12 protein-coding genes are annotated in these 14,623 nt (G+C 27.4%); all 12 read right to left on the reverse strand.

All coding sequences use genetic code 4. The annotated features are described in order from the left end of the window. Nucleotides 1-24: 24 nt before the first annotated feature. Complete coding sequence (secG, locus tag NMG77_RS02370; RefSeq protein ID WP_255034358.1) at nt 25-258, reverse strand: preprotein translocase subunit SecG; 234 nt, start codon at nt 256-258, stop codon at nt 25-27. Between the two features lie 44 nt (nt 259-302). Further along, complete coding sequence (whiA, locus tag NMG77_RS02375) at nt 303-1,190, reverse strand: DNA-binding protein WhiA (protein ID WP_255034359.1); 888 nt, start codon at nt 1,188-1,190, stop codon at nt 303-305. A gap of 20 nt (nt 1,191-1,210) precedes the next feature. Beyond that, nucleotides 1,211-2,155 carry a thioredoxin-disulfide reductase gene (gene trxB / locus NMG77_RS02380; protein ID WP_255045645.1) on the reverse strand — a complete coding sequence of 315 codons (945 nt, stop codon included), beginning with the start codon at nt 2,153-2,155 and terminating at the stop codon, nt 1,211-1,213. A gap of 1,596 nt (nt 2,156-3,751) precedes the next feature. Then, nucleotides 3,752-4,234: a restriction endonuclease subunit S gene (locus tag NMG77_RS02385; protein WP_255035008.1), complete on the reverse strand. Its 483-nt coding sequence runs from the start codon at nt 4,232-4,234 to the stop codon at nt 3,752-3,754. 302 nt (nt 4,235-4,536) lie between these two features. Next, nucleotides 4,537-5,538, reverse strand: coding sequence for a DNA adenine methylase (locus tag NMG77_RS02390; protein ID WP_255045646.1), 1,002 nt, complete (start codon nt 5,536-5,538; stop codon nt 4,537-4,539). A 268-nt stretch (nt 5,539-5,806) separates the two neighbouring features. Then, on the reverse strand, nt 5,807-6,997 hold the full coding sequence (gene metK / locus NMG77_RS02395; RefSeq protein ID WP_322098513.1) for a methionine adenosyltransferase: 1,191 nt from the start codon (nt 6,995-6,997) through the stop codon (nt 5,807-5,809). An 80-nt stretch (nt 6,998-7,077) separates the two neighbouring features. Continuing rightward, complete coding sequence (gene tsaD / locus NMG77_RS02400; RefSeq protein ID WP_255045647.1) at nt 7,078-8,043, reverse strand: tRNA (adenosine(37)-N6)-threonylcarbamoyltransferase complex transferase subunit TsaD; 966 nt, start codon at nt 8,041-8,043, stop codon at nt 7,078-7,080. Nucleotides 8,044-8,068: 25 nt separating this feature from the next. Continuing rightward, nucleotides 8,069-9,649 (reverse strand): type 2 periplasmic-binding domain-containing protein, encoded by a 1,581-nt coding sequence (locus NMG77_RS02405; RefSeq protein WP_255045648.1) that lies wholly within the window; start codon nt 9,647-9,649, stop codon nt 8,069-8,071. A 14-nt stretch (nt 9,650-9,663) separates the two neighbouring features. Then, nucleotides 9,664-10,509: an ABC transporter permease gene (locus tag NMG77_RS02410; RefSeq protein ID WP_255034365.1), complete on the reverse strand. Its 846-nt coding sequence runs from the start codon at nt 10,507-10,509 to the stop codon at nt 9,664-9,666. Next, nucleotides 10,496-11,419, reverse strand: a complete 924-nt coding sequence (locus NMG77_RS02415; RefSeq protein ID WP_255045649.1) for an ABC transporter permease — start codon at nt 11,417-11,419, stop codon at nt 10,496-10,498. Before NMG77_RS02415 ends, NMG77_RS02410 begins: the two co-directional genes overlap by 14 nt. Continuing rightward, nucleotides 11,406-12,914: an ATP-binding cassette domain-containing protein gene (locus NMG77_RS02420; protein WP_255034368.1), complete on the reverse strand. Its 1,509-nt coding sequence runs from the start codon at nt 12,912-12,914 to the stop codon at nt 11,406-11,408. The genes NMG77_RS02415 and NMG77_RS02420 overlap by 14 nt, the downstream gene beginning before the upstream one ends. Nucleotides 12,915-13,132: 218 nt before the next feature. Beyond that, nucleotides 13,133-14,593: a hypothetical protein gene (locus NMG77_RS02425; RefSeq protein WP_255045650.1), complete on the reverse strand. Its 1,461-nt coding sequence runs from the start codon at nt 14,591-14,593 to the stop codon at nt 13,133-13,135. Nucleotides 14,594-14,623: the final 30 nt, after the last annotated feature.

Here is a 14,623-nt window from a genome sequence, read left to right on the forward strand (position 1 = left end):
GACTAATATATTATTTATATTCAACTATTTAATTACGAAGTGGTAAATTAACCCAATAATTAAAAACAGTAACATTAAAATAAACATTAAGATTTGTAAAATCTTAATGATCCCTCTATCTTTGGTCTTTTTAAAGATTTCTAAATCTTGACCAGATAAAGATGCTAACCCCCCAGTTGTACCAGAGTTAGATAAACCTAACCCTACTAATAATGAAATGATTGCTAAAACAAAAAATGTTATTTCAATTGGACTCATATGGTAGTTTTTTTTACTTTATTTTAATAAGTAATTATAATAATTTATTTTTTTAATTGCTCATATAGGATTTTTATTTTCTTATTATAATGAGCTAATCCTGTTCTGGTGATTGGAAATCCTTCTTTAGTTAATATTGAACTGAGTTCTAATAATGAAGCAGAAGGGTTTTGCAGTTTTGTAAAACAATATCTTTTAAATAGTTCAGTTTGTTCATTAAAACTTTCATCATAAATGATTGTTTCAATCATCGGTTTTAACTTGTTATTCAGATCAATTGTTTTGGTTAAATTAACAATATCAAGATTATTAGATGATTTTACTTTGGAATAGATCTTTCTTTTAATACTTTCATCTTCGTATTTAAAAACGCAATCAAACGCTTTGATATAAGCAATAAAATTAATGATCTCTTGAACTTTTTTTAGATATAAAACAAACTTGTTTTTTCTTGTGGTTAGTTTGAAGTGTTCATGGCCATTTTGAATTAACAGATTGTTAATTAAAATAGCATTGTATTCTTCGTTAAAAACTAATTCTAAATGATGATCTTTAGAATCTGGCGATGATACGTTACCAACGCTTAAAAACAACCCACCAAAAAAAGCATACATATAATCTTCATAATCTGATGAACTATCAAGACTTAAAATCTCTTGATCTAGTTTAAAATTTAGTTCGTATTCAGTTTTCTTTAGCTGATTAACTTTTTTTGTATAAGTAATTTCGTCTTTTAGTTCTTGGTCAAGTAAAACTAAGATCTTTTTTAAAAACCTGATTGTTTTAGGGTATTGTGTAGTATAGCTTAGATAAGAATTATCGATACTAACCAATTTATTAAAAACTATTCCGTTTAAAAAATATTTAGCAGATTTAGTGTCTAGTTCTTGGTTGCAGATTTCGGTTTTTAGTTCTTGACTAAAAGTTCTCATCTTCTTTTTATATATATTTATTATTTATGTAATTTTAAGAAATCATTAACAGCTAGTGCTGCTATTGTTCCGTCTGAAACTGCTGTTGATATTTGTCTAATCTTTTTATTAACACAATCTCCTGCAGCATATAAACCATCAACAGCTGTTTTTTGGTTTTGATCAACAATTACATAACCTTCTTCATTTAGAACGTTAAATGATTTCAAGAAACCAGCGTTTGGAATTGCTCCGATATAAGGGAATAAACAATCAATTGCGATTTCTTTAACTTCATTAGTTTTTAAGTCCTTAACTTTCAAACCTTTAAGAACTTGGTCGCCAATATAACCATCAGCTACAGATGATAATAAGAAACTAACATTAGCTTTTTCTTTTAATTTATTAACTGCATACATATCTGCTCTGAATTCATCTCTACGGTGAATTAAATAAACTTTGTTACAGATTCCAGATAAGTATAAAGCTTCTTCAATAGCTCCATTACCACCACCGATAACAGCTACATCACGGTTTTTGTATAACGGACCATCACAAATCGCACAGTATGAGATACCTTTAGATTCGAATTTAGCTTCGTTTTCTAATCTAAGTTTTTTCTCAGTTGTACCAGTAGCTACAATAACTGCTTTAGAAATTAATGTAGTTCCGTTATCTAAATAAGTAAAAAAATAATCTTCTTGTTTATCAACACCACTTACTCTTGAATAAAAGAAAGGAACAGATAAGTTACTTAGATGAGTAAACATATTTACCGCTAAATCTGGTCCTTTGATCGATTCATAACCTGGGTAATTATCGATAAAACCAGTTTTTAGAATTTTTCCACCAGGTGCTGAACCTTCAACTACACAAACATTAATGTTTGCTCTTTTAGCATAAATTCCTGCAGTTATTCCAGCTGGACCACTTCCGATAATTACTAAATCAAAAAGATCGTTTTTTCCATCTACTCGATATGACATTGTTTATTCTTTATTTTTTATCCATTGATTAATCATAACCAACATATTAGTTTATTAGTTATTTTTCTATATGTTGTAGTTATCTTAAGTCTTATATTTTATAAGACCAAGAAGAACATTAAATAATGATTAGATTCTAGATAAATTTTAATATTTTATATATTTTTGATTAGCTTTTTATTACTTAATAAAACAAGCATTTTTATCAACAAAATTTAATAGATGTTGATATGTTGTTATGTAAAAAAGAATGCTTAACAAAAGTTGTTGATAGTTCGTTAATAAAGAACCTAACAAGGGATTAATATATAAGCGATGATTTGTTAAGTTAAAAACAATTAAAATAAAATTGATTTAAAAATTAAAAATACGCAAAAACAACGGTAAAAACTAATATTTCATAATTATTGTTTTATGTTTTTAATGTTAAAAATATGCAACATTGATTGTTGCATATTTTATTTACACTAATGGGTATAATTTTTTATTAAATAAATTTAATTGTTAATAAAAGATTAACGATTTTGTATTAATAATTAAATCAATTGATTAATCGATAATTAGATTATTTTTTCAAATATCGTTCAAGTTAATTAAAATTTTGAACAAAAATTTAAAAAATACTAACTATTTTTTCATTTAATTTACTATCTTTATTTTTGAATAATTCAACTTATTATTGATAGAAATTATCGGTAAAAATGATATTTTTACATAACATTAAAATATAGGACAAGTTGTTTGCAAGATAACAAATTATATGATCGTTCTAATGTTATTCAGTTTTTAATTCATCATTCTGAAATAAACATTTAACTCTTATTGATTCATTAGATTTCTATCAATAAAGAACACAATATAGTTCAAAAAATCGTTTAAAATGTGAATCAAAATAATAAAAATTGATTATTATTTTTTGTAAAAACTACCTTATAATAGAATCAATATAGAAACCTAAAACTGATCAAAGTTTAAAAATATTAGTTCTATTTTAAAGAATTAACAAACACTAATTTAAAACTGAAGATTATAAGAATAATTCAAGTTAAATAAATTTATATTTTAGAAAAATAGGCAATAGATTCAGATAGATAATTGATCAACGCACATTTATAATTTCTAGGTGATTAACATGCTAAAAAAATTAAATTAAGTGAATTAATAAAGATAAAAAACGGCAAAGATTATAAATCATATAGTAGCGATAGCATACCAGTTTATGGAACTGGTGGAGTTCTTACGTATATAGACAATTATTTTATCTGACGGAGAAAGTATTCTGCTTCCCAGAAAAGGCACATTAGACAATATTATATATCTTAATCATAAATTCTGAACAATAGATACAATGTATTGAACTGAGGTTAATCATAAGCTTGTTAACGTTAAATATCTATATTATTATTTAGGATTGATGAATCTTTCGTGCAGAAATACAGGTACAACACTACCTAGTATGACATTTAATAGTTACTATAATTTAGAATTGTGACTACCTAATGTAAAAGAACAGAAAAAAGAATAAAAATAATAAATCAAATTGATTTAAAAATTCAGAAAAATATTAAGATAAACGATAATTTATTTATTGATTTCTTAATCAATCGTTGCTTGACCGTTCATTAATAGTGGTAATAGAAAATCTTTAATTTCAGATAGTTTCTCGTTTTCTTCTTTATTTTTTAAAACAATTGATCTAATATTATGCAAAATAATTTCATAAGAATTTAATGTTTCTTTATCAGGGATCATCACCATCAAAGAACTTAAATTGTTTAGACTTAACGAAGCTCTAGTTGAAGCCATACATGAATTATGTAAATAATTATAGATTGGTTTAGATTCGAAATAAGATCTAATATATTCTTTTAATGCTGGATCTTTTACATTTATTCTTGCTAACGCAACATTAAATGCTCCTTCAATTCCATATCTAACTCTTCCTGCATCGCCATATTTATCCATAAGAATGTCAAATTTATCTACTATAGTTAGATTATCTTTTATAGGGATGTAAGTTTTGTGTCCATCGCTATTATAATCTCTGTTTTGTATAAATCTGACATAGCCTTCCTTCATAGAATAAATAAAATCTTTTTAGGGGTTGGTAACTACTTTCCCATTTTATTAAATCTGTTAATTTTTCTACTTTTCAACCTTCAGGAATATTTCTTTTAATAAATTTATTTCAAATTAATTTACCACCTGATAGTTTATAAGGTTTATTTTTCTTATTACAGAAATTTAAATTATCAAATCAATGTTTATATAAAAGCTCGATTTGCTTTTTTAAATTATCGTTTATAACAAATTATTGATTTAAGAATTACTATTAAAGAATGAATAAAGAACAATAAGATACATTGACATTAATAGATTGTTTATTTCTTAACTAAACAATGTAGATATTCAATTGTTTTGTCAGTTTTAATATTCCTATTTTGATCCTTATCTGCTTTAAATCTTCTATATTCTTTTTTATGTAAACTATATTCTCCAAATTTTGACATCACTTCCTTAATTTCATCTAAGGACATTAATCCTTCATTGTTGTAACTCAAGAAGATATATTTAAAATCAGCTTTTTCTAATAAGTCGGTAAATTTATCAATAACCTTTTTCTTTGTACAATAATCGCTTTTTTGATTATTGTAATCTCTTAATCCTGTTACACCTCTTAATTTAGGTTGATCGTTTAATGCTATCGTTTCTAATACGTGATAATTAGCGCAATATTGCCTTTCATTATAAGGTGGATCTAGATACAAAATATCACCTTTAATTGTCGATATTAATTCATTAGCATCTTTATTATAAACTTCACCAATTATTCCGTCATTAAAATCTAATAATTCAAGTTTTAATTCTTTAGCTGCACTTCTTTTAATTTTCTTTAAAAATGCACCATATACTGCAGCAGTATTAGCAACTTTATCTATAGCTTTTATAAGCGCTGCCAAATATGAAAAATATTCATTTTTACCGATCTTTTTTCATTTCAATAGTTTTTCTATTTCATTACGAATAGCATCACATTTTCTTCCATTTTCATCAGTAAAATATAATCTTTTAGAACCAGATCCTAAACAATAATTTTTATATACAAAACCATTTGTTGGTTCTAGATTATTAAGATGATTAAATAGATTTAATTCATCTTTTTTAGTAGTTTGTAAATAATGTTTATTCAATACATAACTATAGTATTGAATATCATTTGCTATAACTTTACATCCTTTAGATCTAAAGAAACTACCAACAACTCCGGTACCAGCAAATAAATCAGCAAAAACTAAGTTGTTCACCGATTTTTTATTAATAACTTTACTTATTGTTTGATACAAGAAATTGAGCAATGAGTATTTAGATCCGATGTAATTCATATGATTTCATTAGTGATTTTCTAATTTAAAATCAGCTATTTACTTCTTATTTTAAATTTAAAAATCTATAAATTTAAATCAAAAATTAGGTATTTTTATCGCAATAAATTAACTACTTTTAATTGTCATTTTTGTTTAAAATATTAAACATTAAAAACAACAAAAATATGCAAATTTATCGGTAAATTTGCTATAAAATAAAAAATAATCCAACTGTTAATTGGGTTATTTTTATTGTTTTATTATAGCTTAATTAATCATCTGAATTTTATAACATCTTTAAGATTTCATCTAGGTAAATTGTATTCTCAAAAGCATATTGCTTTTCAGATTTACCAAAATGACCATAGGTTGCTAAACCACTGTATTTGGTAGTTCTTAGTTTTAGGATATTAATTATCTCAGCAAGGTTGTGATTAAAGATCTTTTTAATGATCTTGTAGATTGTTTTCATATCAACAGTATTGGTATCAAAACAGTTGATTGAAATATCTAATGGTTTAGGAACACCAATTGCTCAAGAGATAATCACTTCACATTGAGTTGCTAATTTAGCTTTGATGATATGTTTAGCGATTCATCTAGCATAATAAGCACCTGATCGGTCAACTTTAGTGTAATCCTTACCACTATAAGCACCACCACCGTGATGAGCATAAATCCCAAAACTATCAACAAGTAACTTACGACCAGTTAGTCCAGTATCAGCAATCGGACCACCACTTGTAAATAATCCAGAAGGATTAATTAATGCTTCATAATCCTTACTAAAACCATATTTAGTAGCAATCTCATCCATAATAAACTTTTTAACAAAAAGTTTAAACACACTAAGATCAATATTCTCTTCGTGTTGAATTGACATCAAGATAGTTTTTAATTCAACTTGATTATCTTCTAGATAATTCAAGCTTACTTGTGCCTTCATATCATATTTAGCATGATTAAAGGTTTGGTTGTCAATTAATTCTCTTGCTAATTTAACTAGATCATGTGCCATTACTACCGCTAATGGCATTTGGTTATTAGTTTCATTACAAGCATAACCAACAGTTATCCCTTGATCACCAGCGCCTATCATATTATTCTTTTGATCAACAGATTGAGCAATATCAGGGGATTGTTGGTTGATATTAGATATGATCGTAAAACTTGAACGATCATATCCTAATTTAGTTACAACATCTCAAGCAATCTTTACATGATCTACTTTTGCCTTGGTCGTAATCTCGCCAGCAATCACAATTAATCGGTTAGCTGCAACAACTTCGCAAGCTACACGGCTGTTTTCATCTTGTTTTAAACATTCATCCAAGATACCATCAGCAATCTGGTCACAGATCTTATCTGGGTGACCGCTACCAACACTTTCAGCAGTATATACACCTCTTCTATTGTGTTCTAATTTAATTATATTCAGTATTACTACCTCATTTATCTCTTTGTTATCAATAGTTATTTTAACTTAATATAAGAATTATATTAAGTTGATAAACTATATAATTATAGACAATAAAATTTATATCTAGATCAATAATTCTATTGTTGATCTAGTAAGTGGTGGGTATAGTTTACTATCATAGCTGCATTATCGCCAGTATAGATCTTTTTAGGGATTAAAGTCTTAATTTTTAATAGTGATAATTGTTCTCTTAGATAACTATTAGCACTAACTCCACCTCCCAATAAGATTGTTTGGAATCTTATTGGACTTTTATTAATCTGGTGTTTAACTCTATTAATAAAATCATCAATAATAAACCCTTGGAATGATGATACTACTTTGGTAATATCAAATTCAGGTTGATCTTTGTTTTGTTGGATGTATCTTAAGACTGCTGATTTGAATCCAGAATAACTAAATGATGATAGTTTATTAGTTTTTAAAAACTGAATTGTATTAGTTTTAGATTGATCAAACATTTGATCAATCTTAGGTCCTGCTGGGTATTTTAAATCAAGCGCTCTACCAACTTTATCATACACTTCACCAATCGCATCATCTTTAGTCTCATCTAATAAAGTGATTTTAGTAGGTGATTCTACTTGGTAGATTGAAGTATGCCCACCACTAACAACTAACCCAAGTGCTGGGTATGTTAGATCATCAATTGAGTATTGACTATCACCATCATTAATTGTTGGCGAAAAGATATGGCCGTATAAGTGGTTGATTCCTTTTACTTCGATATTAAGTAAAAAACCTAAAGTATCAGCAAAAACCTTAGCAACATGCAAACAACCCAACAAACCAGGTTGTTGGGTGTATGTTATTAGATCAATCTTATTAATTGAGATATTTGCTTCTAAAAGCGCTTCTTTTAGAGTTTGGTGCAATACTTCTTCATGATATCTAGCAGCTATTTCAGGAACGACACCACCATAATTAGCATGAACACTTGAAGAAGATTTTGTTTTGGTTACTACGATCTTACGATCAATTGAAATTGATATCGATAAATCGTCACAACTTGATTCAATTCCTAAGATGATTTTATATTGCATGATGTTTTAATCGTAATTTATTAAATTATTTTCATCAATCACTTTTAAATCTAGCATAAGCATTTATTAAGCTAGCTTTTTGAATGTCATTGATTGGCGATTCAATAAATCGATTAACATCAGCTACATTTTCAATAAAATAAGCTGAGTTGATATTTTCAGATAATTCATCTTGTCCGTCAACATCTAATCAACCTTCTTTAGCTACCAAACCTTTTTCAGGATCAGATATCTTTTTAAGTGGTGATGTGTATTGAACGTAGTTAAAGTTTTCTAGTGGTCCGTATTTATATACAACATCATCACTTTCATCAGATTCTTCTTCTTTGTTTTCTGAACCTTCAGATTCCATTGGATTAGTAGAACTTTCAGTTCCACCCATATTGTTATTATTCATTGATTCAGTAGATTCATTTGCTTCAGTCATCATTGTTGAATTATCATTCATAGCTTCTTGATTGTCTGAATCAGCTTCATCTTTTAATTCTGCTTGAAAATTATCTAAATCCTGATCAAGACCTTCTAGAGCTACTTTTCTGATAATCTTATAACTTTGATCTAAAAAGCTTGGATATTGATCGATATTAGATTTATTGATAACAATAAGATCTAATGCTAATGGCGTGTATTTTGGGGTAATTATGTGGAAATCTTCGCTTGTAGGTTTTTTAGGATCGTTTTTATCGCTGTGATATTCACCACCTTGAGCAGAATATATCGCATCACCATTAAACATGATCGCAGCATTAACTCTTCTTGATGCTAAGTTGTTATAAATCACTGATGAGTCAGAGTTTAGTAAAGTAGTAGATTTATTTAAATCACTTAAATTATGATAATTCAAACCTGCATCTGCGATTGCTTTATAAACATTATAAAACTCTGCTTGACTTAATTGGTTTGATTTAGGATTTACCGTAATTTCTTGATTATCTTGAGCTGTTTTAATTAAATTAGCAACTGAATATAATGAACGTTCGTCTTCAACAATTCCTAATTTATTATTATTAAATCTTGCACGATGCTTTTCATTAGTGATAGTACTAATAATGTCGTATCAACTACTTTCATGATCTACTAAAGAAGCAATCTTAGGACCACGGTAAGCAAACACAAATGATTGGAAAAAATAAGGAACTGAATAATCTAATAGATTGATTTTTTCACCTTTAATTGAATAACTAGTTAAGATCTCTTTAACTTGATCAGTAAATAAATCTAACGCATCATTAGCATTGTTGATCTTAACTAATTGATCTTCGTCATTTAAATAGCTTAAATTGAACTTTGTTCAATCTAATTTAATTAAACTACCTTGTCTAATTAGATCGATTACAGCATAAGTAGATGCAGTACCAATGGTAAATGTTTTGTTTTTAAAGTTAGTAATTAAATTTTCATTTGACGGAACACTATTAAATTGCAAATTGTTGTATTCACTTAAAAGTTGCTTTTGCAAATTAGGTGACATATATGATTCAAAATTACCATAAACAAACTGCTTATTTAATAGGTTAGAATTAGCTCCACCTTCACCACAACTAGTTACTAAAAAAGCTGATAAAGTTAGAGCTGAAAATATTGTTTTTAACGGTTTTTTCTTCATTTTTCTTAAAATACTTAGTTATTAATTGAACGAACAACTTTTTCTTTGTAGTTAATTTTTTCAGCAATTGCTTTTTTGATTACTGAGAATACTGTAGCTAAGATACCAATGAACACTAAGATTGAACCAAAAGCAATCGCTCAACCTTTAACACCTTTAGCAATTGAATATAATTCAGTAGCTATTGTTCTAGCTGACCCTCTTACATAAGAAGTGATAATGAAATCATCAAATGATGTTGCAAAAGCAATTAATCCACCAACCACTAATGAAGGTGCTAGATAAGATAAAGTAATCTTAAAGAATGTTTGAACTTTGTTATATCCTAAATCTTGTGAAGCAAGAATTAGGTTAGGATTCATCTTTAACATTCTTGGGTATATTGATACTAAAGCAAACGGAGTGCTGATTGAGATATGTGAAACAATAATTGTAAATAAACCTAGCGGTTGAGACAATGATACTCACACAGCAATAAAGAAAATAATTAAACTTAAACCTGAGATGATATCAGGAACAACGATCGAAGTATTTGATACTGACATCGTTAGTTTTTGATAAACTTTTTTATTTCTTCAAATCCCAAAAGCAGTAATAGTCGCAATAAAAACAGAGATCGGAGTCGATACTAAAGCAACTATTAACGATGTTGTTAATGGCGTTAAAAAATCACCTTCAGCCAATGATTTATATGTTGCAAAAATCTTTTCTTTATCAAATTCACCAAAAGTTAAATTAACGTTACCTCTTTCAGTAACACCATTAAAAGATAAGATAACAATAATAAATAAAGGTAAATAGATAAACAATAAGATAACAAAGATATAACTTTGTCTTAAGATTGTCTTAAACTTGTTCATTTTGATCAACCACCGTTTTAATTTTGTTTCTTAATACAGCTCGTTTTTTCATGTAATTAAATAGTTTAGGTGCTACAAAAACTACCATATAGAAAGCAAGAATAATTAATGCTAAAGTTAAACTTAAAGCACTAGCTTGAGAGATTGCTACTTTAGATTCTAATCCGTTTGATCCAAGCGATAATAAATACGCACCAATCTGTTGTCCATCATTAGAGTTATTAACAAATTGTGAGATCCCTGCTGTTGTAAATGAAGGTAATAATACTAAAGTAACACCAGAGATAATTGCGTTTTTACAATAAGGAATAACAACTTTAAAAAAACTCATGAAGTAGTTATACCCTAAGTCTTGTGATGCCAACATGTAGTTTTTAGGCATTGAAATTAAAACTGTGTAAATTGGCAAAATCATAAATGGCATGAAGATATAAACTAAACCTAGTAATGTTCAACCATCACCAAATGTACTATTAGCTTCGCCAAACATTAAATCTAATAAAGATTTAAGACCGATTACTTTAATAAGAAAACTATTTCAAATGGGAGCTGTAACTAAAGCTACAACACTATATTTAAATAATTTGTTTTTAGAAATCGATAAAAGATAAGCAAAAGGGAAAGCAATTAATAAACAGATAATTGTGCAAGCAACTGCTAATCCGAATGATTTGAAGATCTTAGTTATTGTAAAACTATCGATTATTGAGAAATTGTCAGCAACAGTTACATTAATGCTACTACCATCTTCTATTTCAACACTAAAAGGTGTGAAAGCATTAACCAATACGATGATTAATGGAATAATAAAAAGAACTAGTAATAATAAAGCATAAGGTAAGATTAATCAAGTTCTTTTAGGACCTTTAAAGGTTTGCACAAAAGCATTTCAACTCTTAGCGCTGAACATCTTCTTCTTTCCTCATCATATGAACATCCATTTCGTCAAATTTTAATCCAACGATGGCACCTACTTTAACTTCATCAATGTTATCAACAGTGATCTTAGTTTTATCAGGCATTAAACATTCAATTTCTCATAAAACACCTTTATATGATGTTTTAGTAACTTCAACATTGAAGAATCCTTTATCTTTCTCAACAACATCAAAATCTTCAGGACGAATTAAAACACGAACTTTATCATCTTTTTTGAAATCGTATTCTTCATCAGTATCAATGATGTCTCCTGAATTTAATTTAATTTTGTAATCACCTAAATATGTTCCATCAAAGATGTTAGCAGCACCAATAAATCTTGCTGTTCATTCGTTGATTGGAGAGTCATATATAATATTAGGCTTACCAACTTGTTCAATATCACCTTGTGACATTACAACGATTTTGTCAGATAGCAATAAAGCTTCTTCTTGATCGTGAGTAACTAAAATAAAAGTAATATTCAATTCTTTATGAATACGTTTTAATTCATTTTGTAATTGTTTTCTTACTTTAGCATCTAGAGCACTTAATGGTTCATCTAGTAATAACGTTTCAGGTTCAATAACTAAAGCACGAGCTAGAGCAACTCTTTGTTGCATCCCACCAGATAATTCAGACGGATACTTATCTTCTTTACCAGCTAGACCAACTAAATTGATCATTTTAGTAGCTCTTTGATCAATTTCTTCTTTTGTTAATCTTCTAGTCAAAACTTTGTTTTCAAAAGTTTCTTTTTTCATGATTGGATAAGTTTCTCAATATGAAATTCATCCATCAACGTTTTCTAATTCTTTTAATACCTTATCGTATTTGATATCTATTGGTATTTTTTTCTTGTAATTGACCTTTAGAGTTTCTATTTCAGTATTAAGTTTAATAACTTCAGTTTGTTCGATTGCTTCTGATAATTTAGACTCTAATTTAATCAGTTCTTCTTGATATTGAGCAAAACGCATTTCATCGTTTTCAAACATTCAGAAGTTTTTTTCATATTCTTTGCGAACTTTATTTAACTTATTAGTTAAATCATTCTTTTTCTTGTTAAGATCATTAATTTTAGCTGCAGCTTTTTTTTGAGCTTCTTGCTTAATATTTTCTGCTTGGATAGCTAATTTAGGATCACTGTCTTCTCTAGGTACACGCATGATCTTAAGCCCATAACAAACATTGTTATAAACTGTCATGTTTGGGAATAATGCATAATCTTGAAAAACAGTTGCAAATGGACGTTTGTGAACAGGCATATCTTTAATATCAATACCGTCAATTTTAATTTGTCCATAGGTTGGTTGTTCGAACCCAGCAAGTAATTTTAACGTTGTAGTTTTACCACATCCAGATGGTCCTAATAAAGTTACGAATTCAGATTTATTAATATCTAAATTTAAATTTCTAACTGCTACAAAACCATCTTCAAAAGTCTTATTAACGTTTCTTAGCTGAATAAAAACTTTTTCTTCCAATTCCGGTCAATCCTTTCAATATATTTAAATTAGTTTTTATAAAAATTACAAGTAAAATTATAAAGTTTTTTTATTAAAAATTTACAAAAAAAATCTTTTTTTTCGATAAATATTTTTTGTCTCAAAAATTCAAAACTAAAAATCTTCGCAAAACACTTTAAAATAAAGGATTTCACGAAGATTTAATTAAACTTATTTTTTTCTATTTTTTTAAATTTTTACGCAAACTTATTAGTAGCAATTAATGCGATAACTATCGATATAATTAAAATAATAAAAGCACCTACTATTGTTCATAAAACTCTAACACGCGCTTTAGAGGACTTATGTTTTTTGTCGTAACTATTATAAACAGATTGTTTATTAACTTCTTTATAGTTCGTATTAGACGATCTATTATTGGATTCAATATATTTATTTTTCTTATCTTCTTGTATTTCCTTGTCTAGTTTTTTAAATAAACTTTTTCGATCATCTGATGATTGTGTCATCTGTCTTGATTCATTATTTTTTTCAACAGATTTATTAGTTTCGGTTAATTCATTGTAACTATTTGTTGTTTCATCATCTTCAGGAAATAACATATCAGTGGATATGTTTTGATGATTATTCTTTCTTATATATTGATAAAGATTGCTTTTATTACCTTGAGCTATTTCATTTATATCTGACTCTATATTTTGCATATCTATAGTCATTTTTTTAGGAATAATATCTTCGTCATCTTCTAAATTAATGACTAATTTGGTAGTTTTATTCATTAAATCTTCAGATTGTTTTATTGCTATCTGATTTTTGTTAGAAGATATTTCTTCATCTTTTTGTAAATCTAAATCAATAGAAGAAGTTCTTTCAAATTTATCATCACGATAGTTAGGTATACCATACTTGAAATCGCTATGATCGATACTCTCGATAATAGAAGAGGATTCAAAGATATTTTTTTCTTTATTGACTAATGAATCTATAGAACTAATATTTTTTTGTTCTTTGCTAATAATGATATCATCGTCTTTATTGAATTTAGATTCACTAAATAACGATTCTGATCTAGGGAAAGCAGGTTTTGTTATTATTGAACGATTTAAAGTAGATTCATTATTTTGATTTTGTTGAGAATTGAATTGATTGTTATTAGATTTAACATCAATTTTATTTGAAAATTGGCTATGTTGATTTAAATTATTAAGAACTCGTTTGTTAATTGGATTAATTTGGTTCTGACTAGTTCATCCATTTATTCTTGACTGAGGATTTAAATTATTCTTATCAACAGAACGAATTACATCTTCACCTTCTCTTTGAATAAATGAAGCATCATGAACACTTATCGTATTAAATGTTCCTGTGTTAGCACTAAAAAGATCAGTGACATGGTCAATATTTAAATAATCCATAGCACTTTTAGAGGATGTTTTATCTGCTTTTATAACTTCAGATGGAACATTAACTAAATCATCATCAGTTAATTCTTCAGTTATTAAAACACGATCGGTTGATTCAACTAGTTCTTTTTCATATTGATCAATTGATAATAATTGCTTATCATTTTGATCTTTTTTTGATGACAAATTATCATCTTCTTCTAAATCATCTTCTTCGTTTAATAAGAAGTCTTCTGTTGTATTTATTAATGCATCACTAATCGTGCGGCGTGATTTGTTATTCTTATTATCCATAACCGATAATAAAATTATATTATTTTAAGA

Source organism: Mycoplasma bradburyae (assembly GCF_024339025.1).
GTDB lineage: Bacteria > Bacillota_I > Bacilli_A > Mycoplasmatales > Mycoplasmoidaceae > Mycoplasmoides > Mycoplasmoides bradburyae.